Source organism: Asanoa sp. NPDC049475, from assembly GCF_040676915.1.
Lineage (GTDB): Bacteria > Actinomycetota > Actinomycetes > Mycobacteriales > Micromonosporaceae > Asanoa.
Genome location: NZ_JBFAPY010000011.1, coordinates 72433 through 99377 on the forward strand (window position 1 = coordinate 72433; position 26945 = coordinate 99377).

Consider the following 26945-nt stretch of genomic DNA (forward strand, 5'->3'; position numbering starts at 1 on the left):
CCCCGACTATGCCGACGGGACCGGGGCGAGCACGTGCAGCAGCAGGTCGGTCAACGCCGTCAGGCCGTCCTCGCTCAACACCGACTCGGGGTGGAACTGCACGCCCGCGAAGGTCGGCCCGCGCAGCGCGGGCACGGTGCCGTCGGCGGCCCGGGCCAGCTCGACCGGGCCGTAGGGCGACGACAGCTCGCCCGCGGGCGCGATCGGCGTGAAGGTCGAGTAGAAGCCGACCCGGCGCGGCGTGCCGAACAGGTCGACCACCTGCTGGACGCCCTGGTACGGCGCTCGGCGCCGGTGCATCCCCAGCCCGAGCAGGGACGACAGGATCTGGTGACCGAGGCAGACGCCGAGCAGCGGGCGCCCGTCGACCAGCCGCGCGGTCACCACGGAGCGCATCGCGGCCATCTTCGGCGACTCCGGGTCGGTCGGGTCGCCAGGGCCGGGACCGGCGATCACCAGGTCGGCGTCGCCCCAGGCCGGAGCGGTCCACGGCACCACGGAGACGTCGACTCCGAGGGCGCGGAGCTGGTGCGCGAGCATGCCGGTGAACGTGTCCTCGGCGTCGACCACCACCACCCGCCGCCCGGCCAGGGCCGGGACCACCAGGGCTCGCGGGTCCGGGCGCTCGTCGAGCCAGAACCGCGCCAGGTGCGTGTTGCGGGCGGTCAGCAGCTCCTGCACCCGCGGATCGGCCGCCCGCGACGCCGGCACGCCTGTTCGCGATCGGGCCGGGACGAGACCGAGCGCCGCGAGGATCCCCGCCGCCTTGGCGTGGGTCTCGGCCACCTCGCCGGCGGTGGTCGAGTGCCGGACCAGCGTGGCGCCGACCGGCACCCGCAGCTCGCCCCCGGCGGTGATCTCCGCCGAGCGGATCAGGATCGGCGCGTCCAGCGTCTGGCGCCCGTCGGCGTCGTGCCCGAGCAGCGCGAGCACGCCGGCGTAGTAGCGCCGGCCGCGCTGCTCGTGCCGGGCGATCACCCGGCAGGCGTTCTCGATCGGACTGCCGGTCACCGTCGGCGCGAACATCGTCTCGCGCAGCACGTCGCGCACGTCCCGGGTGCATCGGCCGGCCAGCAGGTACTCGGTGTGCGTGAGGTGGGCCATCTCCTTGAGCGAGGGCCCGACCACCTGGCCACCGGTCTCGGCGACCGTGGCCATCATCTTCAGCTCCTCGTCGAGCACCATGTAGAGCTCGTCGATCTCCTTCGGGTCGGCGAGGAAATCGAGCAGGTCGACCCCGGAGCCGTGCCGGTGCGTACCGGAGATCGGGTTCATCATGACCAGGCCGTCCTCGACCGAGACGTGCCGTTCCGGCGAGGCGCCGACGATCACCCGGGCGCCGGTGTGCACGAGGAACGTCCAGTACGCGCCGCGCTCGTCGAGCAGCAGCCGGCGGTACGCGGCCAGCGCCGCCGCCACCGGCGAGCCCTCGACCCGGGCCGTGAAGGCGCGGTGGATGACGAAGTTGGCGCCCTCGCCCCGGCCGATCTCGTCGGCCAGCACCCGCGACACCGTCGCCGCGTAGTCCTCGTCGCTGACGTCGAAGCCGGTCGGCCCGACGGTCCGGACCGGCGCGTCGGGCAGGGCCGCGAGCGCGTCCGCGAGCGGCACCCGGTCGTGGGTCTCGATCGACAGGCATTCCAGGGGTACGTCGTCGTCGACGGCGTCGAAGCCGCGCTCGGCGACCTGGCGGTAGGGGACGACGGCGAGGGACGGGATCGGGAGCTCGGCGAGCGTCGTGAGCGTCCGGACCGGTCCGGCGTACACGTCGACGTGGTCGGCGCCTTCCCGGCGGACCAGGGCGAACGGGCGTTGCTGATCGATCTGCATGGCGGCTTCCTCTGAGCTCGGGCGGGTGCCGTCGAGCGGGAAACCGGCAAGCGGGCCGCCTCGAGGGCGGCCGCGTCGGATGGTTACGCGCGGAAGTGGGCCGCCGGGTCGGCGGGCCACCACATGCTCAATCGCGCGTGCACGGACGTCAACGTACCGGCTGCGCGCGGGATTCGGAAGAGAACCCGCGGGGTACGGTGGCTGGCGATGAACGTTCTCGCCCTGGACCTGGGCACCTCGTCGGTGCGCGCGATGGTCTTCGACGACAAGGTGCGCGCCCGGCCCGGCGCGCTGGCCCGGCGCGGGTTCGACCTGTCGATCGCCGCCGACGACAGCGGCACCGCGACCCTGGACGCCGACGAATACCTCGCGGCCCTCTGCGCCTGCCTCGACGAGTTGGCCAAGGCCGGGCACCTCGACGACATCGGGCTGGTCGCGGCGTCCGCGCAGTGGCACTCGGTGCTCCCGCTCGACGGCGCCGGCCGCCCCCTCGGCCCCGTGGTCACCTGGCTCGACACCCGCCCGGCCCCGCCCGAGGGCGCCACCGGACCGCTCGACCCGGAGGCCTTCCACCAGCGCACCGGCGCGTGGTGGCACCGGTTCTACTGGACCGTCAAGCTGCCCTGGCTGCGCGACCTCGGGCTGGCGCCGGCCCGCTACACCGGGCTCGTGGAATACATCCTCACCGAGTTGCTCGGCGAGGCCCCGATGTCGGTGTCCCAGGCATCCGGCACCGGGATGCTCGACCTGGCGGCCATGGACTGGGACCCGGAGGCACTGGAGATCGCCGGCGTCGGCACCGGGCAGGTCCCGACGCTCGCGCCGCTCGGCTGGCACGGCCGGCTGCGACCCGACTACGCCCGCCGCTGGCCCGCATTGGCCGGAGCACGCTGGTCGCCGGCCGTCGGCGACGGTGCCGCGTCCAACATCGGCTCCGGCTGCGTCGACGAGACCCGGGCCGCCGTCACCGTCGGCACCTCGGCCGCGGTGCGGCTGGTCCAGCAGGCGCCGCGCGGCGCGACCCAGCCGCCGCTGCCGCACCGGCTGTGGCGCTACCGGGTCGACGACCAGCGGGTGGTGACGGGCGCCGCGTATTCGGCGGGCGGCAACCTGTTCGCCTGGGCGCGGCGCGAGCTGCGCCTCCCCGAGGGGGCCGCGTTGGAGGAGACCCTCGCGGGGATCGCACCGTTCTCGGGCGCCGTAGCGGACCCGCGGCTGGGCGGCGACCGACCGCCGGGCACCGCGCCGGCCGGCTCCGGCGAGCTGCGACACATCGGCTTCGGGACGACCGCCACCGAGATGTTCGCCGGGCTCATGGCCGGTGTCTGCACGATGGTGCTCGCCGACCTCGAGGTGCTGGAGTCCACCGTCGACCATCGCGTGGCCGTCACCCTCGGCGGCGGCGCGATCGCCGCCTCACCCTGGTGGCGCCGGGCGTTCGAGCTGGCCCTGGCACCGCGCGAGGTGGCGCACGTCGACGATCCGGAGGTGGGTTGCACCGGAGCGGCCCTGGTCGCGCTCGGTCGGGCGGACCAACCCACCGGGTGACTCGACCCATTGGTGATCTCTCTGCGAGGATGATCCAGCCGGACGGACGAGTGTGCGCCGCCGGACGGGCGGCTGGCCCCTCCACCACGCGTTCATGGTGACCACACTGGGCGGTTGTCCCCGTGCGCGGCGCCGCGCCGCCTGGTTGGATGAACGGGTTTCCCGGTGTGGCCGGCGCCGGGGCGACGAGGAGGACACTGGTGGCAGGAGCGACCGGGCAGCCGACAGGCGCCGTGCCGCACCATCGCCGGCAGAGCGCCGAGACGAGGCTAGCGTCTCATCGCCCGTACTCGCGCTACCGCCTGCGCGACTGGCGCATCCGCACCAAGCTGATGGCCGTCCTGATCGTCCCGTCGGTGGCGTTCCTGCTGCTCGCGGGCTTCCAGGCGCGCACCCTGTTCACCCAGGCCAACACGCTCGGCCAGTTCTCCTCCGAGGCCGGCGTCGCCGACGAGATCGCCGCGCTGATGGACGCCGTGCAGCAGGAGCGGGACCGCACCGCAGGTGAGCTGGCCGCGCCCCTCGACGCGGGCGGTCGACCGGACCCCGGCCGGCTGAGCAACGTGCTGCGCCCGTACGAGACCGCGGTCGACGAGGCGGCGACGAACTTCCGCGCGGCGGCGGACCCGGCCCTCGGCGGCGACGTCTCCTGGCAGGTCGCCTACGGCCGCACGATCGAGCTGATCGACCAGCTACCGACGCTGCGCACCGCGGCGGGCGGCAGCGCCACTCCGCAGACCGTGTTCGACACGTACACCCGGCTGCTCGACGCCCTGGTGGCCCTGCTCGCCGAGCCATCGCCGGGTGCGCGGCACGCGGAGCTGTCGCAGGCCGTGCTCCGCTCGGTGCAGATCGCCCGGGTCAAGGAGCTCGGTTCGCGCGCCCGTGCCCGGATCTTCGCCGCCTCGATGGCCGGCGGTTACGGCCCGGACGACCTGGTCGCCCTCTCCGACCTGCGCACCCAGCAGCTCGCCGCGCTCGCCGACTTCCGGCTGACCGCCCTGCCCGGCCAGGTCACGATGTACGACGACACCTCGGCCCAGCCGGAGTTCGTCGAGGCGACCCGGCTCGAGGAGCAGACCATCGGCACCGCCCGAGCGCCGCGGGTGCTCCCGGCCGAGCAGTGGTGGGCGGCGAGCCAGAACCGCGCCGCGCAGTTGCGGACCGTGGAGGAGCGGGTCAACGCCGACGCCGCCGCGGCGGCCGAGGCGGCCAGCACCGCACAGCTGCGCGACAGCGTCCTGGTCGCCGGCGGCATCCTGCTCGTGCTGGTGATCGCGGTGCTCGCCTCGATCATCGTCGGCCGCTCGATCGGCCGCTCGCTGCGTACCCTGCGGACCCACGCCCTGCAGATCGCCCAGGTGCAGCTGCCCGACGCGCTGCACCGCCTGCGCAACATCAGTGGCTCGGTACCGCAGATCGACGTCTGGCCCAACCCGATCGAGTCACGCGACGAGATCGGTGAGATGGCCGAGGCGTTCATGGCCGTGCACCGCAGCGCGATCGCGGTCGGCGTCGAGCAGGCGACGATGCGGCGCACCGTCAACGCGATGTTCGTCAACCTGGCCCGGCGCAGCCAGGTGCTGGTCGAGCGCCAGCTGGAGCTGCTCGACGAGCTGGAGCGCGAGGAGAGCGATCCGGAGCAGCTGGAGAACCTGTTCAAGCTGGACCACCTGGCCGCCCGCATGCGCCGCAACGACGACAGCCTGCTCGTGCTGGCCGGCATCGAGTCGACGCGCCGGTGGAGCGACCCGGTCGCGCTGCCGGCCGTGGTGCTGGCCGCGGTGGCCGGCATCGAGTCGTACCCGCGGGTCCGGCACGAGGGGATCGACCCGGTGCACGTGGTCGGGCACGCCGTCGGCGACGTGGTGCACCTGCTCGCCGAGCTGCTGGAGAACGCCACCGTGTTCTCGCCGCCGACGACGACCGTCCACGTGTACGCGCACGGCGGCTCGCGGGTCGGCACGGTGGTCGAGATCGTCGACGACGGCCTGGGCATGTCCCCGGCCGCGTTGCAGGAGGCCAACGACACCCTGGCCGCGCCGCCGACCGCCGACGTGGCGGCGTCCGAGCGGATGGGTCTGTTCGTGGTCAGCCACCTGGCCGCCCGGCACGGCATCCGGGTCGAGCTGCGCCCCGGCCGGAGCGGCGGCGTGGTCGCCGTCGTACGGCTGCCGGCCGACCTCCTCGTGCACGACCAGGCCGAGCTGCCGTACCGGCCGGCACGCCCGATGCTGGCCGCGGTGGCCGCCGTCTCGGGCGCGGCTCCGTCGCTCCAGCCGGCGCCGTCGGCCGGCGGTCCGGCGGCCGGCGGCCCGGCGCCGGCGCTCACCCTCTCGACGCCGGGCCGCGGAGTGCCGACGGTGCCCGGGGGGCCGATCCCGCTGCCGATCGAGACCGCTCCGGCGACCAACGGCCACCCGGCCGTGCCGACCGTCGCCGCACCCCCCGTCCCCGCGCACGAGGTGCCGGCCCCGGCCGCGCCGGTGGTGCCCGCCCCGGCGCCCGCTCCCGCCCCGGCGCCGGCTCCCGCCCCGGTGCCGGCGCAGGCGAGCCGGCGGTCGGCCGGCGCCGACGCGGGCGTGTCCTGGTTCGCCCGCACCGGTTCCCCGGCCATCCCGCGAGCAGCCGAGGCCGCCGCGCGGACCCCGGCCCCGCCCGCGGTGCCGACGACCGGGGGAGTGGGCCGCACCGGCCTGCCCCTGCGGGTGCCGATGGCCCAGCTTCCGGGCGGCAACGGCGCCGCCTCGGTCCCGGCACCTCGCACCGAGGCCGACCCGGACGCGGTGGGCAGCCTGCTCAACCAGTTCTACGGCGGGGTGCGCCGCGCCGAGTCCGAGGACCCGAACGATCTGACGAGCGCGCCGGCCTGGCGCGGAGAACAGGAGCAACGATGACGACGCTCAGCCGGGAGGCACGCGACCTGAGCTGGCTGGTCAGCGGTTTCGCCCAGCGGGTCCCGGGCGTCGCGCACGCGATCGTGGTGTCCTCGGACGGCCTGCTGATCGCCGTCTCCGACCACCTGCCGCGCGAGCACGCCGACAAGCTGGCCGCGGTCACCTCCGGCGTCATGAGCATCACCAGCGGCGCCGCCCAGATGTTCGACAACGACTACGTCAAGCAGACGGTCGTCGAGATGGGCCGCGGCTACTTCCTGGTCATGCACATCCGCGACGGCTCGATCCTGGCGACGCTGGCAGGCTCGGACGCCGACATCGGCGTGGTCGGCTACGAGATGGCCCGGCTGGCCAAGCAGGCCGGCGAGATGCTCACGCCGGCGCTGCGCGAGGAGCTCCAGCAGGCACTACCCAGGTAGTTAGACCGTGTTGTCCTTGATGACTCCGCGGTACCAGTGGGCACTGCGCTTCAGGACGCGGCGCTGCGTCGGGTAGTCCACGTAGACCAGTCCCCAGCGCTGCTCGTACCCCTCGGCCCATTCGAAGTTGTCCATCAGCGACCACACGTGGTAACTCTCCAGCGGCACGCCGGCCTCGATCGCGCGGTGTGCCGCGGCGAAGTGGTCGCGCAGGAACTCGATCCGGCCGGAATCGTCGACGCTGCCGTCCGCGTTGAGCTCGTCCGGGCACGGCAGGCCGTTCTCGGTGATGGTGAGCGGGAGCGGGCCGTAGTCGCGGGTGATCCGGGTCAGCAGGTCGAACATCCCCTCCGGGAAGATCTGCTGCCAGAACGCCTCGGAGGTCGGCCAGCGCTTCTCCGTCCCGCCGGCGCCGGTGACGTAGTAGGGCGTGTAGTACTGCACGGCCAGCAGGTCGACCGGCGACGAGATGATCTCGAGGTCGCCGTCGCGGATCCCGCGCACCATGCGGCTGTCCGGTCCGAGGTCGTCGAGCACGTCCTGCGGGTAGGCGCCACGCAGGATCGAGTCGAGGTAGAGCCGGTTCTCGTAGCCGTCGTAGAGCCGGGTCGCCGTCTCGGTCTCGGGCCGGTCGTCGGCGGGATAGCACGGGTGCAGGTTGAGCGCTGGCCCGATCCGCGCGTCGGAGGTGGCACGCAACGCCCGCACCGCGAGCCCGTGCGCGAGTTGGAGATGGTGCGCGACCAGGTAGGCCGCCTCCGGGTCGCGCAGCCCGGGAGCGTGGTGGCCGCCGAGGTAGCCGTTCTGCACGACCGTCTTGGGCTCGTTGATGGTCAGCCAGGCCGGCACGGCGGTGCCGAGCGCCTCGAACACGGCGGCGGCGTAGTCGGCGAACCGGTACGCGACGTCCCGGTTCTCCCAGCCGCCTGCGTCCTGCAACGCCTGCGGCAGGTCCCAGTGGAACAGCGTCGCCATCGGCTCGATGCCGCGCTCGTGCAGGCCGTCGACCAGCCGGCGGTAGAAGTCGAGCCCTCGCTGGTTGGCCTTGCCGGTGCCATCGGCCTGCACCCGCGGCCACGAGATGCTGAACCGGTAGCTGCGTAGCCCCAGGTCCTTCATCAGGTCGAGGTCGTTCGCCCAGCGGTGGTAGTGGTCGGCGGCGACGTCGCCGGTGTCGCCGTTGCGGGTCCGGCCGGGCGTGTGGCTGAACGTGTCCCAGATGGACGCGCCGCGACCGTCTTCTTTCGCGGCACCTTCGATCTGGTACGCCGAGGTCGCGGCACCCCAGCGGAAGTCGTCGGGGAAGCGCAGCCCCAGCCGGCGTTCGGGGTTCGGATCGGCGTCCGGTGAGTCTGGGTCGCAGGCGGCGGCGAGCAGCGACGTCGCGGCGACGGCGACTCCGCCGGCCGGGCGCACGGACACGCGGGCGGCGGTGGCCGCGGTGGCCGAGAGAGCGGCGCGGCGCAGCAGGCGCCGCCGGGTCAGCACGGTCATGTCGCAGGTCTCCTCGAGGGGTGGGATCTGGGAGCGCTCCCAAGATCGTACAACGAAAAGCCCGGTCCCGGAACCCCGGACGCTGAAAAAGCCGGACAAAGCAGACGGTCGACCGGTTGGGCGTCGCCGCCTGTCCTGTCGACCGATTCATGCCCGTAACAATCGAGGGCTAGCGTTGGGGGCGGGGAGGGCAACCCCACCCCCAACCTCAGTTACATACACGCACGTCGGTTGGCACCACATCGTGCGTGTCGCGCGGGAGCCGGGCCACGCGAGTGGCGGTGGTTCCACCTCCTCTCGAAGAGGGAGCGGAGACCGGCGACGGAGTCCGGGCTGGCCCGTCGCCGGCCTACTCTGACGTTCATCAATGGAAGCGCTCCCATCGACGTTGGTCAGACTGTAGCTCCCCCGAAGCGCGCGGGAAACCCCCTGGACATGATCGGAAGTTTCGATTTATCGCGTGTCGTCCGGGTGCAGATGGAACCCGGAATTCCGGCGCTTCGCCTCGTACATCGCCTCGTCCGCGTCGCGCAGCAGAGCCTCGTACGACTTGGTGCTGCTCGCGGCGATGCCGACGCTGGCCGACGGCCGCACCGTCCGACCCTCGATCCGGACCGGCTCACGCAGGGTGCCCAGGACGCGGTGGGCGGCCGCGACCGCGTCCTCGACGGTGGCGTCGGTCAACAGGACGCTGAACTCGTCCCCGCCCATCCGCGCCGCCGTGTCGGTGGGGCCGAGGCAGGCCGCCAGCCGGCCGGCCGTGACCCGGAGCAGGTCGTCGCCCGCCCGGTGGCCCAGGGTGTCGTTGACGGTCTTGAAGTCGTCGAGGTCGAGCAGCAGCACCGCCCGGTCCTCGCCGACCCGCGCGTCGAGCTCCCGCGCCCGCTCGTCGAACGAGCTTCGGTTGGCCAGGCCGGTGAGGTGGTCGTGGCCGGCGGCGTAGCGCAGCGCGTCCTCCTCGCGGGCCAACGTCGCGACGGTCTCGTCCAGGCGCCGGACCAGTCGCTCGTTGTCCACCAGCACCACGTGCTGGCGGGCCAGGACCAGCGCGGTGACGACCACCGAGCCGGCCAGCGCACCCCAGGTCTGGCTGGTCAGGCCGCGAGTCGCGAGCTCGACGACGAGCACGATCTGGGTCACGCTCACCGCGACGATCGGCAGTCGGGCGCCGGATCGACGCGCCCGGGGCGGCACGGCCGCGGGTGGCCGCCGCAGCTGTTCGAACCGGGCGGAGGCGAGCAACAGCAACGCCGGCACCATCCGGGCCACCAGGATCGCCCGGAGGTCCGGCGCGGCCGCGATGTCCGCGTTGAGCACCCGGTCGACGCCGAACAGCGCCACCGCCAGCCCGAGCGTCACGCCGGCGCGTCTGCGGACCGGCGTCGACTCGCTGCTCACCAGCCGAATCAGCGCCAAGGCCGCCACCAACAGCGTCGCCGCGCCGACGACCGCCCAGACCTTCTCGCCCTGGTCGCCGTCGTAGCTCCGGCTGCTCACGGTGACGGCCCAGATCGCGACCGCCGCGCCGACCATCACGGTCACCATGTCGAGCCACAGCCGCGACCGCTCGCGGCGCGAGACCCGCCACGGTCGGGCGAGCATGGTCGCCAGCAGCACTCCCGTGCCGATGGTGAGCAGGATGCCTGGCACGGTCCGGATCGCCGTCGCGGACGCCGGGTCGGTCACCGCCTCGACGGCCCGCAGCACCGCGCCCGCGGCCAGGATGAGGCCCGCCACGGCCGCGGCCTCCCAGAACCGGCGTCTCCGGGCACCCTGGCCCCGGCGCTGGGCCAGCTGCCAGGACAACGTCGTGAAGGCCGCGTCGAGGACGGCCTGGGCCGCCCACGAGGTGACGCCCGGGGCGGGACCCCAGCCGATGAGGACCGCGGCGACCGCGAAGAGGGCGAGTGCCGCACCGAGGATCCGGTCCACGGTCAGCCCGTGGAGTCCGGGTGCACGTGGAAACCCGAGTGGCGTCGCTTGGCCTCGTACATGGCCTCGTCCGCGTCGCGCAGGAGCGACTCGAACGGCTTGGTGTCACTGGCGGCGATGCCGACGCTGGCGGACGGGCGCAGCGTGCGGCCGTCGACCCGCACCGGCTTGGCGAGGGCGCCGAGGATGCGGTGCGCGGCCGCCACCGCGTCCTCGGCGGAGGCGTCGGCCAGCAGCACGCTGAACTCGTCGCCGCCCAGCCGGGCGACCGTGTCGCCTGGCCGCACACTGCGCCGCAGGCGGGTCGCGGTGAGCTTGAGCAGGTCGTCACCGGCATGGTGACCAAGGGTGTCGTTGACCATCTTGAACTCGTTGAGGTCGAGCAGCAGCACCGCCCGCCCCCGGCCGACGTCGGAGTTGCCGAGCCGCTGGGCGTGGTGGTCGAAGAACGCCCGGTTGGCCAGGCCCGTCAGGTGGTCGTGGTTGGCGGCGTGGCGCAGCTTCTCCTCCTGCCGGCCGAGCGCCTCGATGCTCTCGTCGAGGCGGCTCACCAGTCGCTCGTTCTCCATCAGCACCACGCTCTGCCGCGCGGCGACCACCGCGGTGAGCACCACCGAGCCGACCACGGTGCCCCAGCTCTTGATGGTCAGCCCCTGGATGGGCAACTGGATGATCAGCATGAGCTGGACGAGGCCGACAGCGATGAACGGGAGCCGTGTGGTCACCCTCGTCCGCTTCGGCGGGCCGGCGGAGCGCGTCAGCGTGCCGCGCAGCCGTTCGACGTTGGGTGAGATCGCGAGGATCAACGCCGGCAACAGCCGCAGGATGTAGCTCCCCCGTGAGTCGGCCGCCGCGAGCTGCGGGTTGAGCGCGTGCTCCACACCGAAGAGCGCGATCGCGATCGCGAGGACGACCCCGGTCATCCGGTTGAACGGCGCCTCCTTGGTCATCAGCAGGCGCACCACCGCGAACGCGGAGACGATCATGATGACCGAGCCGGTCAGCGACCAGGCGAGCTGGCTGGTGTCCTTGGCCTGCTCGCTGCCGGTCAGCGTGATGCTCCAGACGAAGACGGCTGCCGCGACCATGACGATCGCGGCGTCGAGCCAGAGCCGGAACCGCTCCCGTCCGACCAGGTCGGGTGGTCGGGTCAGCAGGAAACCCAACAGCACGAGTGAGCCCGCCGCGACCAGCAGGGTCGGCACGGTGCGGTGGCTGCTGGCGTTCGCCGGCTCGATGGCGAAGTCGATCGCACGGACGACGGCGCCGGCCGTCTTCAGCACACCGGCGATCGCGGCCGCGCCCCAGAACCGCCGGCAGAGCGAGTCCTGCCCGGGTCGGCGCCACAGGCGCCACGCCAGAAGCGTGAACATGGCCTCCAGCACCGCCTGCGCCGACCACGACGTGATGGCCGGGGCGGGACCCAGCCAGATCAGGATCGCCGCGACGGCGAAGATGCCGAGCACCCCGCCCAGGACGCGGTCCATCGACCCATCACACCACGTGCGCCACGAACCGTACGCGGTTCGCCACGCTTGCCTGCGGGAGCGCTCCCATGTAAGACTGTCGATCCAATCGCGGGTTGGGAGCCGACCTTCGCGCACGCGTCCCGGGCAGGACGCGCCGCTCATCCCTGCTTCCGCGAGGAGACAACGCTTCCATGAGACTCAGGCTCAGACGCGCCGTGGCCATGCTGGCCGCCGGCACCCTGGTCGCCGCCGCGGTCGCCGTGCCAGCCGGCCCGGCCCAGGCCGCCGTCGCCTGCGACGTGGTCTACGCGACCAACGAATGGCCCGGCGGCTTCACCGCCAACCTCACCATCCGCAACCTCGGCGACCCGATCACCAGCTGGACCCTCGGTTTCGCCTTCCCCGGCAGCCAACGGGTGACCCAGGGCTGGTCGGCCACCTGGAGCCAGACCGGCAACCAGGTCACCGCTACCAGCATGCCGTGGAACGGCAATCTGCCGACCGGTGGCTCGACGGGCATCGGCTTCAACGGCAGTTGGAGCGGCAGCAACCCGAAGCCGACCGCGTTCACCGTCAACGGCACGACCTGCGGCGGCACGCCCGTGCAGCAGCCGCCGACGGTCGACCTCACCGTGCCCTCCGGCCCCTTCGAGGCGCCCGCCGACGTCGCGCTCTCCGCGACCGCGAGCGACCCGGACGGGACCGTCAGCAAGGTCGAGTTCTACCGCAACGGGCTGCTGGTCAACACCGACACCACCACGCCGTACGGGTACACGCTGGAGGACCTGCCCGCCGGCTCGTACACGGTGCAGGCCAAGGCGTACGACAACGCGAACCTGACCGCGACCGACGAGGCGAGCTTCACCGTCAGCCAGGCCTCCGGACCGGTGCTGCGGGCGAACCCGACGTCGGTCTCGGTCACCGAGGGCTCGACCTCGTCCACTCGGCTCACGCTGAGTGCGGCGCCGTCGTCCTCGGTCACGGTCGCGCTGGCGCGCAGCGGCGACACCGACGTCTCGGTCTCGCCGACCAGTGTCACGCTGACCAGCTCGAACTGGAGCACGGGCGTGCCCGTGACCATCTCGGCGGCCGAGGACTCCGACACCGTCGGCGGCTCCGCGACGATCACGGCGTCCGCCACCGGCTACGCGCCGGTCGCGATCGCCGTCACCGAGATCGACAACGACGGCTCCACCGGCGACAACGAGTACGTCGAGAAGTTCCTCGAGCAGTACGGGAAGATCAAGAACTCCGGGTACTTCAGCCAGGAGGGCGTCCCGTACCACTCGATCGAGACCTTGATCGTCGAGGCGCCGGACCACGGCCACGAGACCACCTCGGAGGCGTTCAGCTTCTGGATCTGGCTCGAGGCGCAGTACGGCCGGGCGACCCAGAACTGGGCGCCGTTCAACAACGCGTGGACGGTGATGGAGCGCTACATCATCCCGTCGCACAACGACCAGATCACAGCAGGGGTCAACGGCACACCGCAGTACGCGGCCGAATACAACCTGCCGAGCCAGTACCCGTCGGCGTTGCAACCCAACGTGCCCGTCGGGCAGGACCCGCTGCGGTCGGAGCTCCAGTCCACCTACGGCACCGGTGACATCTACGGCATGCACTGGCTGCTCGACGTCGACAACACCTACGGCTTCGGCCGTTGCGGCGACGGGACCACGCGGCCCGCGTACATCAACACGTTCCAGCGGGGTCCGCAGGAGTCCGTCTGGGAGACCGTGCCGCAGCCGTCCTGCGAGACGTTCAACTTCGGTGGCCCGGCCGGCTTCCTGGATATCTCCATCAAGGACCCGAACTCGCCGGCGAAGCAGTGGAAGTACACCAACGCGCCGGACGCCGACGCGCGGGCCATCGAGGCCGCCTACTGGGGGCTGACCTGGGCGACCGCCCAGGGCCGGGCCGCGGACGTATCGGCCACCGTGGCCAAGGCGGCCAAGATGGGCGACTACCTGCGGTACGCGATGTTCGACAAGTACTTCAAGAAGATCGGCAACTGCGTCGGTGCCACCACGTGCGCGGCCGGCTCCGGCAAGGACTCGGCGCACTACCTGATGTCCTGGTACTACGCCTGGGGCGGCGCGACCGACCCGAACGCCGGCTGGTCGTGGCGGATCGGCTCCAGCCACAACCACTTCGGCTACCAGAACCCGATGGCGGCGTGGGCGTTGACCAACGTCAACGAGCTCAAGCCGCGCTCACCGTCGGCGGTCTCGGACTGGCAGAAGAGCTTCGACCGCCAGCTCGAGTTCTACCAGTGGCTCCAGTCGGCCGAGGGCGGCATCGCCGGCGGTGCGACGAACAGCTGGGACGGCTCGTACGCGCAGCCGCCGTCGGGCACGCCGACGTTCTACGGCATGTTCTACGACGTCGACCCCGTCTACCACGACCCGCCCTCGAACCAGTGGTTCGGCATGCAGGTCTGGTCGATGCACCGGATCGCCGAGCTGTACTACGCGACCGGCAACGCGAAGGCCAAGGCGCTGCTCGACAAGTGGGTGCCGTGGGCGCTGGCGAACACCACGATCGGCACCGGCGGGGCGTTCGAGATCCCGTCCGACATGACGTGGAGCGGTGCGCCGACGACCTGGAACCCGTCGTCGCCCGCCGCCAACACGAACCTGCACGTGACCGTCACCAAGAAGGGTCGCGATGTGGGCGTCGCCGCCGCGTACGCGCGGACGCTGATGTACTACGCCGCCAAGTCCGGCAACACGGCCGCCAAGACCGGGGCCAAGGGACTGATCGACGCCTTGTACGCGAACAGCGACGCGAAGGGTGTCGGGACGCCCGAGACCCGCGAGGACTACCGGCGGTTCGACGACGTCTACGACTCCAGCACCGGCCAGGGCCTGTACCTGCCGCCGGGCTGGAGCGGTGACATGCCCAACGGCGACCTGATCACGCCGGGCAAGAGTTTCGTCGACATCCGGTCGTTCTACAAGCGCGACCCGGACTGGCCTAAGGTCCAGTCCTACCTGGATGGTGGTGCGGCACCGACGTTCACGTACCACCGGTTCTGGGCACAGGCCGACGTCGCGATGGCGTACGCGGACTACGGTCATCTATTCCCGAATGGTTGATCCACCCCGCTACCCATAGCGCCTAGGACGGAGTATCGTTCTGCGCGGAGAGGCCGCTTCCCCCGTGGCGGCCTCTCCTTAGCTTTGAAGCGCCCCTGTCCGCCGAGTGCGCGGACAGGGGCGCTTCGCATGCCGGCCCCGGGGCCGAGCCCCGGGAACCCCACGGCGGTGGTTGCGGTCACGGCGGTGGTCGCTGATTCGGGGTTTCTCCGCTCCGACGCACGAAAGCCCGGGCCTGGCCCGGGCTTTCGTTGTGTGCGGTGCGGTCAGGCCGCTTGGGTCTCGGCTGCGGTTACCGCGGCGCCCTGCATCATGGTGCCGGCCGCGAAGGTGTAGGCACGTACCCAGGCGCCTTCTACTTCCGGGGTGAAGGCGTCGCCGGCGAACTCGCGCAGGGTGGCGAGCAGGCAGCCGGCTACGGCGGTGTAGTGCTCGGGCTGTACGCCCCAGCCGTCGTGCTTGGCGCCGAGTGCCAGCAGCGTCGGGCGGAGCGCCTCCGGGTCCTCGTAGTTGGTCACGAGGGCGACGATCGCACCCAGGAGCTTGTCGTGCTGCGCGTCCATGCTCGCGGGGAACATCGGCCGGACGGCGGGGTATTCGGTGAAGAGCCGGTCGTAGAACGACGCGATGAGCGCGTCGGCCCGGTCGGCGACGACTTCCAGGCTGGCTTGCAGCAGCTTCGCGTCGGCCTGGTGGCTGGAGTTCGTCTCCTCGGTCATAGGTCCTCCCCAGCGGTGGTGACCGTGGGCGCCTCCGGAGGTTCCGAGGGGCGCTTCGTCACACTGAGCGTAGGGATCGACACTGCCCGTGACAAGACTCACGTGAATATGGCACAGATAGCGACAACTGCCGATTGCAACATGCGAGGGGCTGTGGTAAGGCCAGGTCGCCATTGGCCTGCTGGCGAGGGGCCACCTGGCTGGTCGTACTCGTGCGGGTTGGTCCCGATCTGATCGCCGGGCCTTCGCGGTTTGCGACCCAGTTCACGCGGCGGTCGGGCGGTCTCGGCAATATGCTTAGTACAGCTAATGAAACGAGGCGGCCATGGCAATTCAGGCCCGGCCCGGTGGCCGGATCCCGCACAAGTGGTCGGTGCTGTCGAACACCACGCTCGGCATGCTGATGGCCACGGTCAACGCGTCCATCCTGATCATCTCGCTGCCGGCCATCTTCCGCGGCATCCACCTCGACCCGCTGGCTCCCGGCAACGTCAGCTATCTGCTCTGGATGCTGATGGGCTACCTGCTGGTGACGGCCGTGCTGGTGGTGTCGCTGGGACGGCTGGGCGACATCTTCGGACGCGTACGGATCTACAACGCGGGCTTCACGGTGTTCGCTCTTGCTTCCGTGGCCTGCCTGCTCACCCCCGGATCCGGGCGCACGGCGGCCCTCTGGCTGATCGGCTGGCGGATCGTGCAGGGCGTCGGCGGCGCCATGCTGATGGCGAACTCGGCGGCGATCATCACCGACACGTTCCCGGCCCGGCAGCGAGGCACGGCGCTCGGCGTCAACCAGGTCGCCGGCCTGGCGGGCAGCTTCGTCGGGCTCGTCCTCGGCGGGCTGCTGTCCGCCTGGCACTGGCGGTCGATCTTCGCGGTCAGCGCGCTGGTCGGGGTCGTCGGCGCGGTCTGGGCCTACCGGAACCTGCGGGAGACGGTGACGCGCCGAGCGGGCGTACGCATCGACTGGTGGGGCAACGCCACCCTCGCGGTGGGCCTCACGGTGCTGCTGGCGGCGCTGACCTACGGCATCCAGCCGTACGGCGGCCATGTCGAGGGCTGGGCCAACCCCTTGGTCTACGGCGGCCTGATCTCAGGCGCGGTGCTGCTGGTCGCGTTCTGCGTCATCGAGACGCGGGTCGCCCAGCCGATGTTCCACCTGCGCCTGTTCAAGATCCAGGCGTTCTGGGCCGGCAACGCGGCGGCGCTGCTGAACGCGGTCGCCCGCGGCGGCCTGCAGTTCATGCTGATCATCTGGCTACAGGGAATCTGGCTCCCGTTGCACGGGTACGCCTTCGAGGACACCCCACTGTGGGCCGGCATCTATCTCGTTCCGCTGACGGTTGGCTTCATCGTGGCCGGCCCGGTGAGCGGCTACCTGTCGGACCGCTACGGCGCGAAACTCCTGGCGACGGGCGGCCTGGTGGTGATGGCGGCGACGTTCGTCGGGCTGCTGCTGATCCCGGTCGACTTCAGCTACGTCACCTTCGCGGTGCTCCTGTTCCTCAACGGCGTCGGCTCGGGCCTGTTCTCGGCCCCGAACACCACGGCGGTGATGAACGCGGTGCCGCCGGGGGAGCGCGGCGTGGCGTCGGGCATCCGGGCGACGTTCCAGAACGCCGGCATGGTGCTCTCGATCGGTGTGTTCTTCTCGCTGTTGATCGCGGGCCTGTCGTCGTCCCTGCCCGGTGCGTTGCACGACGGACTGGGCGCCCAGGGGCTGCCCCCGGACGCCGTGTCGTCGGTCGTAGCCGTGCCGCCGGTGTCGTTGATGTTCGCGGCCTTCCTCGGCACGAACCCCATCGGCACCCTCCTGGACCAGGCCGGCGTGACGGGCCAGATCCCACCGGACACGCTGTCGCACCTGACGGGCCGCACCTTCCTGCCGGGCCTGCTCAGCGGCCCGTTCCACGACGGCCTGATCGTGGTCTTCGTGTTGGCGGCGGCCTTGGCCGCGGCGGGCGCGGTGGTCTCGCTGTTCCGCGGCGGCGTCTACATCCACGAAGACCCCACCACCGCGGCGGTCCCGTCCGCGACCGGCAACGCCCGTCCGGCAACGCCCACGAGCCCGCGGCGGACGAACCTTCCTGTCGAGCCCGCGATGAATGCCACGTCCGGTCGGGCGGCGTCGGTCTCCGCGGAGTCGGCGGCGAATGGCGCGTCCGGGCGGGCGACGGCAGGCTCTGCGGAGCCTGCGGCGAATGGGATCGGTGGGTCGGCGGCGGCCTTGCCGCGTGCGGACGAGGAGCCGGCGGGTCCAGGCTCGGCCGGAGAGGAGCGTTCCGAACCGCGGGGGCGGCCGGTCAGGCGGTCGAGCCGACGCGGCTGATGAGCTTGCGCATCGAGGCCAGCCAGCGGTCCGGGTTCTCGGCCTTGCGCTGCTGGTAGGTCGCTACCTCCGGGTGCGGCAGGATCAGGAAGCGTTCCGCCGCGAGGCCCTCGACGACCGCGTCCGCCACCTGTTCCGGGGTCAGCACCTCGCCCGAGGCCGCCGTCACCTGGGCGCCGGCGTGGCCCTGGGCCAGGCCGGTCTCGAGCATCGGCGTGCGGACGCCCTGCGGGCACAGGGCGCTGACCCCGATGCCACGGTCGCCGTAGGTCATCGACAACCACTCGGCGAAGGCGACCGCCGCGTGTTTGGTCACCGCGTACGGGGCGTCGCCGACCGCCGTCAGCAGGCCCGCCGCGGAGCAGGTCTGGAGCAGGTAGCCGGCGCCCCGGTCCAGCATCGACGGCAGCACGGCGCGGGCCGCGACCACGTGCGCGTGCACGTTGATCGACCACGCGCGGTTCCAGGACTCGTCGGTGGTGTCGAGGCCCGTACCCGTGGTGACGCCGGCGTTGGAGCAGAACAGGTCGACCGGGCCGAACGCCTCGTGTGCGACCTCGACCAGCGCGGCGACCTGGGCAGGGTCGGTCACGTCGCAACCCACCGCGCGGGTGAGGCCGCGGTTGATCGAGGTCGCCAGGGCCTCCGCAGCGTCCGCGTCGAGGTCGGCCAGCACTATTCCGGCTACGCCCTCGTCGGCGAACCGGCGGGCCAGCGCCGCACCGATGCCGCCGGCCGCGCCCGTGATCACGACGACCTTGCCAGCCAGCTCCATCGGATCAGCCTCTCTCCACACTGGACGGTGCTGACAGCTCGCCGATCAGCGTGTGCAGCGCTTCGAGGCCGCCCGCGGTCAGCTCGGGGGTCGGCAGCGGGGCCATGACGGGCGTGGTGACGCCGGCCTCGACGTACCGCATGATCTGCTCTTTGCACTGGTGCGGTGTGCCGTGGATGACCAGGGCGTCGACGAGCTCGTCGGGCACGGCGGCGAGCGCGCCGCGGCGGTCGCCGGCCTGCCACGCCGACCAGACCGGGTCGAGCAGGTCGCTGTTGCCGAGCCAGCGATGGAACTCCGCGTACGCGGGAACGGTCAGATAGCTCGTGATCATCCGGCGGCCGACGGCGCGGGCGTGGTCGGCGTCGTCGGTCGGGCACAGGAAGATCCGCGCGGCGATCTCGAAGCCGGCCGGCGTCTCGCCGAGGGTCTTGACCACCTTGGGCACGTCGGTCGCCGCGAGCCAGTTGAGGATGGTGCCGTCGGCCTCGGCCGCGGCCAGCCGCAGCATCGCCGGGCGCAGGGCCGCGAGCAGGATCGGCGGTGGCGTCGCGGGCGGGCGTTCGAGGCGGAACCGGCGCACCGCGAACGTGTCGAACTCCTGGTCGACCGTCTCGCCGGCCAGCGCGGCCCGCAGGAAGCGGAGCATGTCGCGGCTGCGCTTGAACGGCTCGGTGAACGGCACCGCGTTCCAGTCGCCGACGACCACGGGCGAGGAGGCGCCGATGCCGAGCACGAAGCGGCCCGGTGCCGTCTCGGCCAGCGACGCGGCGGTCATCGCGAGCAGACCGGGGCCGCGCGTGAAGACGGGTGCGACCGCGGTGCCGAGACGCATCCTGGGCGTGGTGATCGCGCCGATGGTCAACGGGGTGAAGGCGTCGGTGCCGGCGACTTCGGACGTCCACAGGTCCGTGAAGCCGGCGTCGTGCAGCAAGGCGTAAAGCCGACCGTGGTCGGCCAACGGGATCCCGGCGAACGGGACCGTCATTCCCCAACGGTGGCTCACGTCTGAAGAACCTACCGGTTGTGGGCGCTCGGGTCGCGTCCTGATTCTTATCGAAACCGATCTCTTAGGGTAGCCTAACCGCGAGTTCCGGGGAGGGTTCGATGGCCGAGGAGTCGCTGCACGACCTGCTCGGCGGCCGCCGAGGCGCGATCGAGGCGTCGCTGCCACCGCTCGCGTTCGGCGTCGGCTGGGCTGCGACAGCCGGCTCAATTTTGGGCGGCGTGGTCGCGGCGCTCGTCGTCGGCGCCGTGGTGGCCGCGTGGCGACTGTCCCGCGGCGACCGCCCGATGGCGGTGGTCATCAGCTTGTTCGGCGTGTGCCTGGCCGCGCTGATCGTCCTGCGCACGGGCCGGGCCGCCGACTTCTTCCTGCTCCAGCTGCTGACGAACGCGGCCAGCGCCCTGGCCTGGCTGGTCAGCATCGCGATCCGCTGGCCACTGCTCGGCGTGGTCGTCGGTGTCGCCCTCGGCCAGAAGACGCGGTGGCGCCGCGATCCGGCTCTGGTCCGCGCGTACGGCTGGGGGAGCGTCGTCTGGGTCATGCAGTACGTGGTGCGCGTGGCGGTGTTCCTGCCGCTGTGGGCGGCGGATCGGGTGCTGGCCTTGACCGCTGTCCGGGTCGCGCTGACCTGGCCTCTGGTGGCGGCTTGTGTGGCGGTGAGCTGGTGGGTGGTGCGGCGGACGCTGCCGGCGGGCCATCCAGGACTCCGCAACCCTGTGCCCGCTTAGAGGTCCTAACAGAGTTGTCGTACGTGTCTGAAGGTGATGATGCAGGTGGCGAGGCCGAGGAACGCTTCGTGGATGTCGTCGCGGCGTTCCCATCGGATCCGGAGCCGTTTCATCCCGTGGTACCAGGCGATGGTCCGTTCCACGACCCACCGGATCGCGCCCAGACCGGTGCCGTGAGCGTCGCCGCGGCGGGCGATCCGCGGCCGGATGCCTTTGTCACGGACGAGTCTGCGGTACTTGTCGTGGTCGTAACCGCGGTCGGCGAACAGCTGATCAGGTCGTTGCCGTGGCCGGCCGCGCCGGCCGGGCACTGCCGGGATCGCGTCGATCAGGGGAAGCAGCTGGGTGACATCGTTACGGTTGCCGCCGCACAGCAGGACCGCCAAGGGGATGCCCGCGCCGTCGGTCAGCAGGTTGTGCTTGGAGCCCGGCCGGGCGCGGTCGACCGGGCTCGGACCGCTTTTGGGCCACGACGGGCCGCCCGCACGTGCGAGGAGTCGATGACCGCCCGCGACCAGTCCAGCCGTCCGCCCTGGTGCAACTCAGCCAGCAACAGCTCGTGCAGCCGACGCCACACGCCTGCCTCGTTCCACTCCGCCAACCGGCGCCAGCAGGTCATCCCTGATCCGTAGCCCAACTGTTGCGGCAAGAACTCCCACTGGATCCCGGTATGCAGCACGAACAAGATGCCCTGCAACGCCAGCCGATCAGAGAACCGGCGACGCCCCGGGCTACGGAACCGGCGCGGCTTGACCGGCAGCAGCGGCTCGACCCGCCGCCACAACTCATCCGACACGATCCACGGAGGCTGTTCACCACGACGCATACCAGCAAGACCCACAACCACGGCCACCATCACGGCCGACCGAGACCATTCACCTCATTGAGTTAGGAACCCTTAGAGCCTGTCGTAGCGCCGGGCCGGCATCGTCTGGCTGCCCGAGGGCCGAACGAGGGCCGAACGCGACCGCCCCAACGTGTCTTCACGGCGCGCATCGGCGGAGCCGGCGTCGCCGCTGGTGGGCGGGGAAAGCGCGCTGTCACCATGGCCGGCTGGGGCGGTTGCGGTCGTGTTGTCGGCTGCTGCGGTGCTTGCGGTCCGGACTAGTGGTCGGGTGGTGCGGTACTTGGCCTGTGCGGGCGGCGTTGGCGGTTGTCGCGGCCTAGGCGTGCCGCGGTGGTCGCCGTCCGGGCGACCGGTGCTGGGCTCCCGCGCTAAGCCTTCGCCAGCATGTTGTGGAGCTCGGCGCTGTCGATGACGGTCGCGCGGCGGCCGAAGACCTTGTCGAGCAGCAATTCGTGCATGTCGTTGTCGAAGTCGGCGACGCCGTCGGAGAGGACGTAGACGCGGTAGTCGCGGTCTGCCGCGTCGATCACCGTGGAGAGCACCACGCCGCTCGTGCTGACGCCCGCGAGGACCACGGTGTTGACGCCGCGGGCGCGCAGTCGATGGTCGAGGTCGGTGGTCGACATCGCGCCGATGCGTACCTTGCGGACCACGATGTCGCCCTGTTGCGGCGCGAGCGCGTCGACGATCGCGGTGCTGGGGTCGTCGTCGCCCATCGCCCGGTTCTCCGCGGCCGCGGCGAAGGTGACGTTGGTGGCCGGCACGGTGGCGTAGTCGTCGTCGGTGAACGCGACCCGCACGTACCCGATGACGCCCTCGTAGGCACGTACGTCGGCGATCGCGTCGCGTACCCGGCCGATCAGCGCGTCCGGATCGTCGAGCCGCCCGACGATGCCGCTCTGGAAGTCCATCACGAGCAGGGCGGTGCGTTTCGGATCGAAACCGTTCGCCGGCGCGGGCATGGCGTTCTCCTTGCGGGTCGTGCGGTCCTCGTTGGCCAAGCTACCCGCCGCGCGAGCGGCCCGCCGCCCAACCCCGCCCCCGATGCGGTGCGTGATCATGACCGGAGCGGACGGTTGCGGCCGACGGGTCAGCGCGGGTCCCTGTGGTCCTTTCGGCGCCAGCGCAGGGGACCGGGGTGGATCGGCCAGACGAGCCTCCGCCAGCGGGACTGGACCGCGCGGAGGCGGGCCGTGTAGGCGCGGGCCGCCGCACCCGCTGCCGCCGCGTCCGCGTCGGCGGTGTGGTCGGGGGCGAATGCGTCGCGATTGACCAGGTCGACGAGGGTGTCCAGCTCCGGCACCCGGGCGCTCCCAATCCCGGATCCACCGACCGCCCACGCGTCACCGCCGGCCGCCGCCGGTGCGGCCAGTCGCGGGCTGGCTCCAGGACTCGCTGACACGGGAGCCGCCTGGTCGCCGCTTGCCGTGGCCGGCGCCGGCGGGCGTGGGCGGGTTCCGTGGCCGGCGGACAGGGCCGCCGCCGCGTGGGTCGCGAGTTCTGTGGCCGACAGGTGCGTCGCGGCCGGTGTGCCCGCGAGTCGGAGGGCGTCGTGGACCTCCAGCCACGCTCCGGCCACCCGGTCGGTCGGGGTGCCGGTCTCCAGCCGCTGCCGGCTGAGCCCGCGGCGCATCACGATCAGCGCGCACAACGCCCCGACCACGAGCAGCAGCAGGCCCCCACCGCCGATCGCGTAGACGGGTGCCACGCCGGAACCACCGGGCGCTACCGCCACGATCGGGGCTGCGGTCGGCGAGACCGTCGGGTCCAGGGTGGGCAGCGGCGCCTCGGACGGCGGCGGGGTCGGCGGCTCGGGCTTCGGAGGCTCCCGCTCCGGCGGCTCCGGCACCGTGTCGGGCTTGGGCATCGGGTCGAACGGCACCCAGCCCACGTCGGTGAAGTAGACCTCGGGCCACGCCTGGGCGTCCGCGCCGCGGACCGGGCCGTTGCCGGTGGCGCTGCGGAAGCCGACGACGATTCGGGTGGGCAGGCCCATCATCCGGGCGAGCACGGCGTACGAGGCGGCGAACTGTTCCGACGTGCCCTGCTGCCCGCCGCCGTTGGCCGGTCCGAACAGGAAGAACGCCAGGTTGGGGTACGCGTGGCCGCTAGGAGCGTCGGCGATCTCCTTGTAGTGGGTGGCAAGGTAGTCCTCGATGCCCAGCGCCCGTTCGTAGGCGCCGCCGCCGGCGTCCGACGCGATCTTCTCGGACAGCTCGCGAACGGGATCGGGCGCGCCGGCGCCGAGGGCCAGCATCCGCGCGATCCCGTCGCCGAACGGCACCTCGGCCGCGGTCAGCAGGTTGAGGTCGGGCTCTTCGGCGAGCGACGACACGGTGTACGCCAGGCCGGGCCGCAACCCGTCCGGCTCGATCATGGTGCCGGTCGAGGGGTCGTACGCCACCCGCACACCATCCACACGCGACGGTGTCGGCACGGCGGGCAGCAGCCGACCGGACAGGTCGCCGATCTCGATCCGTTGGGTCACGGGCGCCACCGCGTTGTCCGGAAGCGTCGCCGGGGCAGGCAGCACGCGACCGGCACCTCGGTAGACCGCGCCGACCCGCCAGGTGATCCCGTCGTAGTCGGAGAGCACCGCCAGCCGGATCCGGGTCGGCGCGCTGCGGTCGCTGGTCAGGTCGAACAGCTTCTGGTCGGGGTTCAGCGCCCACCCCGAGATGCGGATCAACGGGTTCTCGTCGAGGCTGTCCACCTGCGGCGGCTGCACGTACTGCCTCGGGTCCACCGGTGTCGCCTCGACCCGGCGGGTCACCAGTGGCGCGGTCACGGCGACCAGGGCGATCGCGGCGAGGGCGGCCACGGCGGCCCGCACCCGCAACGCCACTCGCGCCCGGCCCGGCAGGGTCGTGTCCGGCTCGGGCGGTCGGCCGGTCACGGCGAGTCCGAGGGCGCCGGCGACGACGACCATCAGCACGGGTACGACGGCCGGTGCGGCGTTGGGACCCACGACGTAGAGGGCACCGGCGAACAGCAGGACGGGTGGGGCGTACCCGATGAGCAGTCGTCCCCAGCGCACGCCGAGCTCGGCGCCGGCGAGCCCGGCCAGCCACCCGGCGACGACCGGCACGATCACGGTGTCGGGCGTCGGCTCCACCGGGATCATCGCGGTGAGCAGCCTGGGTATGCCGTTGCGGGCGGCTTCGACCGCGAGGTCGCCCAGCGGGCCGGGCAGGCCGGCGCGGTCGGCGGCCCACCAGAGCGCGCCCAGCGTGTAGCCCGCCATGCCGATCACCGAGATCGGCGCGACCAGCCACGACGGCGCGCGGCGGGCCGCGACGGAGATCAGCACCGCGCCCGCGCCGGCGGCGGCGACGAGTGGCATCAGGACCGTGCCCGCGTAGACCCGACCCAGGGCCGACGCGGCGGCGGCGATCATGACGATCAGGGCCAGCGGGGGTACGGCGGCCCGCGCGAACCTCACCATCCCCGCACCCCGTCCCACGCGGCGGCGAACGCCTCCCCGTCGGCGGCGTCGAGCACGACCATGCCCTCGACCGCGGAGGGCGTGGAGCCCTGGCCGAAGACGGCGGCGACGATGGCCGCGTACGGGCCGCGCAGCGCGCCGACCAGTCCGAGGTCCGCGCGCGCCCCGGTGCCGGTCAGGAAGATGATCGTGTCGCCGGCCCGCTGCTGGCGGAGCTGGTCGGTGGCCGCCTGGAGGTCCCCCGCGGTCAGGGCGGCCTCGGCGAGCCGGTCGAGCGGACGGGTGGCCGGGGTGGTGTCGCCGGCGACGAGCAGCAACGTGACGTCGACGTCCTCGCGTGCGGCGGCGGTGACGACGGACGCGGCCGCCTCGCAGGCCGCCTCGAAGGTCGGCGCCTCACCACCCGTGCGGTCCGGGTGCGCGGCGGCCCGGTTGTCCAGCAGGACGACGAGCCGGGGGAGGCTGGTGTCCAGCTGCTCGCGGACCATCAGCTCGCCGATCCGGGCGCTGGTGCGCCAGTGGACGCGGCGAAGCTCGTCGCCGACGACGTACTCCCGCAACGAGTCGAAGGTGATCGTCCCGTGCGGGACGCTGTCGACCCGCCCGTCGAGGCTGCGCATCGCACCGGCCGGCACGGCGGTGAGGGGGTGGATTCGGGGATGAACCCAGACGGTCCCGGTGCCGCCGTGGGAGCGGGCCGCCGTGACGAGCCCGAGCGGGTCGCGACGGGAGACCCGCAACGGCCCGACCAGCACGACGCCGCGCCGGGTCGTGGGCACCGGATAGTCCACCGTGGTGTCTTTGCCCGGTCGCAGCCGTAGCAACGGCACCGGCACCATGGCCGACCCGCAACGGTCGTGGGCGAGCAGGTTCGCGGCGCGTAGGCGCGCGCTGTTGCGCACGGTGAGCTTCACGCCGGCGGGTTCGCCGCGCGCGACGCGGTCGGGCTCGACCTCGCGAGCCACGGCGAGCCTGGGCCGCCACATGGCGTGCGCGACGGCGAACGCGATCGCGACCAACGCGGCACCACCGAGCGCGGCGAGCTCGGCGTATCCGAACCGCCACCCGACGCCGACCAGCGCGACGCCGGCAACGGCCAGCCCGACACCCCGGGCAGTCGGCCGCACGACTCAGCTTCCGGGCAGCGGCCGCAGCCCGCCGAACCCGAAAGCCCTGCCACGCACCTGCGCCGCGCTCCCGGTGGGCGGGGTGGTCGCGTGTGCGGCGACGGAAGGGTGCGCGGTCAAGTGAGACTCTGCCGGGTAGTGGCCGGCTCCAGTCGGCGGGGTCGTCGCCTGAGCGGCGCCGTTGGGCTGGGCCGGCGTGCCGTAGCCGTTGGCCGCCGGCGCTGCGGGAGCCGCCGGTGCCACCCGCGCCGACGCGCGCCCGTTGGCCGCCGCCGGCGGGGTCGTGCCGCCGCTACCCCCACCCCCGCCCGGCAGCGGAACCGGGACGGTTCGCACGGCGTCGGCCAGGACCTCGTCAGCCGTCGTGCCGCGGAGCTGTGCGTCGGGCGTGAGCAGGATGCGGTGGGCGAAGACCGGGCCGAGCAGGGCCTTGAGGTCTTCGGGCAGCACGTACCCCCGGCCGTTGATCAGGGCATAAGCGCACGCCGCCCGGGTCAATGCGATCACTCCACGCGGGCTGACCCCGACCCGGACCTGCGGGTGCGCGCGTGTCGCGGCGGCCAGTCGGACCGCATAGGCGTAGAGCGGGTCGGCCACGTGCACCTGCTGCGCCATCCGCACCATCTCGCCGACGGTCGCCGTGTCGGTGACCGCCTCCAGCGCGTCGGGGGAGCGCAGGTTGGCGCCGCGGAGCACCTCGATCTCGACGGCCTCGTCGGGGTATCCGACCGACAGCTTCATCAGGAAGCGGTCGAGCTGAGCCTCGGGCAACCGGTACGTGCCGTCCATCTCGACCGGGTTCTGCGTCGCGACCACCAGGAACGGGCGGGGCACGGTGTGCCGCACGCCGTCGACCGTGACCGTGCGCTCTTCCATCACCTCGAGCAGCGCGGACTGGGTCTTCGGCGACGCCCGGTTGATCTCGTCGGCGATGACGATGTTGGCGAAGACCGGGCCGGGATGGAACTCGAAGCCGCGGGTCGCCTGGTTGAAGATCGTGACGCCGGAGACGTCGGACGGCAGCAGGTCGGGCGTGAACTGGATGCGCCTCCACTGGCCGTGCACGGTCGCGGCCAGCGCCCGGGCCAGCGTGGTCTTGCCGACGCCGGGCACGTCTTCGAGCAGCACGTGGCCCTGCGCGAACAAGGCGGTCAGCGTGAGCCGCACGACCTCTTCCTTGCCGAGCACGACCGCGCCGACCGCGTCGGCGAGCCGGGCGGCCAGGCCGGCGAAGCCCGAGATGTGCCCGGCCGGCAACGGCTCCTGCTGTGGGTGGGTCACC

Annotated in this window: 17 protein-coding genes and 1 pseudogene; 6 read left to right on the top strand and 12 right to left on the bottom strand. The window is 72.3% G+C overall.

What is annotated here, in order from left to right; genetic code table 11:
• Positions 1-6: 6 nt before the first annotated feature.
• Positions 7-1830 (bottom strand): anthranilate synthase family protein, encoded by a 1824-nt coding sequence (locus tag AB0J88_RS35645; protein ID WP_364355106.1) that lies wholly within the window; start codon positions 1828-1830, stop codon positions 7-9.
• A gap of 207 nt (positions 1831-2037) precedes the next feature.
• Between AB0J88_RS35645 and AB0J88_RS35650 the strand changes: the two genes are divergently transcribed.
• The 3 genes from AB0J88_RS35650 to AB0J88_RS35660 all read left to right on the top strand — a co-directional run bounded on the left by AB0J88_RS35650 (position 2038) and on the right by AB0J88_RS35660 (position 6694).
• Positions 2038-3378, top strand: a complete 1341-nt coding sequence (locus AB0J88_RS35650) for an FGGY family carbohydrate kinase (protein ID WP_364355103.1) — start codon at positions 2038-2040, stop codon at positions 3376-3378.
• A gap of 200 nt (positions 3379-3578) precedes the next feature.
• The gene (locus tag AB0J88_RS35655) at positions 3579-6275 is read left to right on the top strand and encodes a nitrate- and nitrite sensing domain-containing protein (RefSeq protein WP_364355100.1); all 2697 of its coding nucleotides are present in this window, start codon (positions 3579-3581) and stop codon (positions 6273-6275) included.
• Entirely contained in the window at positions 6272-6694 is a 423-nt protein-coding gene (locus AB0J88_RS35660) for a roadblock/LC7 domain-containing protein (RefSeq protein ID WP_364355097.1), read from the top strand. The genes AB0J88_RS35655 and AB0J88_RS35660 overlap by 4 nt, the downstream gene beginning before the upstream one ends.
• On the opposite strand, the gene AB0J88_RS35665 is transcribed toward AB0J88_RS35660, so the two are convergent.
• The 3 genes from AB0J88_RS35665 to AB0J88_RS35675 form a co-directional block, all read right to left on the bottom strand.
• Positions 6695-8188 (bottom strand): GH1 family beta-glucosidase, encoded by a 1494-nt coding sequence (locus tag AB0J88_RS35665; RefSeq protein WP_364355094.1) that lies wholly within the window; start codon positions 8186-8188, stop codon positions 6695-6697.
• Positions 8189-8641: 453 nt separating this feature from the next.
• Positions 8642-10120 (bottom strand): GGDEF domain-containing protein, encoded by a 1479-nt coding sequence (locus tag AB0J88_RS35670; RefSeq protein WP_364355091.1) that lies wholly within the window; start codon positions 10118-10120, stop codon positions 8642-8644.
• A 2-nt stretch (positions 10121-10122) separates the two neighbouring features.
• Positions 10123-11607 carry a GGDEF domain-containing protein gene (locus AB0J88_RS35675; protein WP_364355088.1) on the bottom strand — a complete coding sequence of 495 codons (1485 nt, stop codon included), beginning with the start codon at positions 11605-11607 and terminating at the stop codon, positions 10123-10125.
• 203 nt (positions 11608-11810) lie between these two features.
• Here AB0J88_RS35675 and AB0J88_RS35680 point away from each other — a divergent pair, with 203 nt between their 5' ends.
• A complete protein-coding gene (locus AB0J88_RS35680; protein WP_364355334.1) occupies positions 11811-14687 on the top strand; it encodes a glycoside hydrolase family 48 protein in 2877 nt (958 codons plus the stop codon).
• Positions 14688-14953: 266 nt separating this feature from the next.
• Here the strand turns inward: AB0J88_RS35680 and AB0J88_RS35685 are convergent, their stop codons facing one another.
• Positions 14954-15406, bottom strand: a complete 453-nt coding sequence (locus tag AB0J88_RS35685; protein ID WP_364355085.1) for a globin domain-containing protein — start codon at positions 15404-15406, stop codon at positions 14954-14956.
• 325 nt (positions 15407-15731) lie between these two features.
• Between AB0J88_RS35685 and AB0J88_RS35690 the strand changes: the two genes are divergently transcribed.
• Positions 15732-17735 (top strand): MFS transporter, encoded by a 2004-nt coding sequence (locus AB0J88_RS35690; RefSeq protein WP_364355082.1) that lies wholly within the window; start codon positions 15732-15734, stop codon positions 17733-17735.
• Here the strand turns inward: AB0J88_RS35690 and AB0J88_RS35695 are convergent.
• Positions 17710-18510 (bottom strand): SDR family oxidoreductase, encoded by an 801-nt coding sequence (locus AB0J88_RS35695; protein ID WP_364355079.1) that lies wholly within the window; start codon positions 18508-18510, stop codon positions 17710-17712. The two genes, AB0J88_RS35690 and AB0J88_RS35695, sit on opposite strands and share 26 nt — an antisense overlap.
• A gap of 4 nt (positions 18511-18514) precedes the next feature.
• The gene (locus AB0J88_RS35700) at positions 18515-19498 is read right to left on the bottom strand and encodes an LLM class F420-dependent oxidoreductase (protein ID WP_364355076.1); all 984 of its coding nucleotides are present in this window, start codon (positions 19496-19498) and stop codon (positions 18515-18517) included.
• Positions 19499-19617: 119 nt separating this feature from the next.
• Between AB0J88_RS35700 and AB0J88_RS35705 the strand changes: the two genes are divergently transcribed.
• Positions 19618-20244 (top strand): DUF3159 domain-containing protein, encoded by a 627-nt coding sequence (locus AB0J88_RS35705; protein WP_364355073.1) that lies wholly within the window; start codon positions 19618-19620, stop codon positions 20242-20244.
• A 5-nt stretch (positions 20245-20249) separates the two neighbouring features.
• On the opposite strand, the gene AB0J88_RS35710 is transcribed toward AB0J88_RS35705, so the two are convergent.
• The 5 genes and pseudogenes from AB0J88_RS35710 to AB0J88_RS35730 form a co-directional block, all read right to left on the bottom strand.
• Positions 20250-21070 (bottom strand): IS5 family transposase gene (locus tag AB0J88_RS35710; RefSeq protein WP_364355331.1). Its coding sequence is split into 2 segments (ribosomal slippage): positions 20250-20710 and positions 20710-21070, totalling 822 coding nucleotides; the frame shifts between segments, so codons are not numbered across the junction.
• 389 nt (positions 21071-21459) lie between these two features.
• On the bottom strand, positions 21460-22053 hold the full coding sequence (locus tag AB0J88_RS35715; protein WP_364355070.1) for a cysteine hydrolase: 594 nt from the start codon (positions 22051-22053) through the stop codon (positions 21460-21462).
• A 128-nt stretch (positions 22054-22181) separates the two neighbouring features.
• Positions 22182-24536, bottom strand: coding sequence for a transglutaminaseTgpA domain-containing protein (locus AB0J88_RS35720; RefSeq protein ID WP_364355067.1), 2355 nt, complete (start codon positions 24534-24536; stop codon positions 22182-22184).
• The gene (locus tag AB0J88_RS35725; protein WP_364355064.1) at positions 24530-25663 is read right to left on the bottom strand and encodes a DUF58 domain-containing protein; all 1134 of its coding nucleotides are present in this window, start codon (positions 25661-25663) and stop codon (positions 24530-24532) included. Before AB0J88_RS35725 ends, AB0J88_RS35720 begins: the two co-directional genes overlap by 7 nt.
• 303 nt (positions 25664-25966) lie before the next feature.
• Positions 25967-26920 (bottom strand): annotated as a pseudogene (locus AB0J88_RS35730) (MoxR family ATPase); the annotation flags it as partial.
• Between the last annotated feature and the right edge of the window lie 25 nt (positions 26921-26945).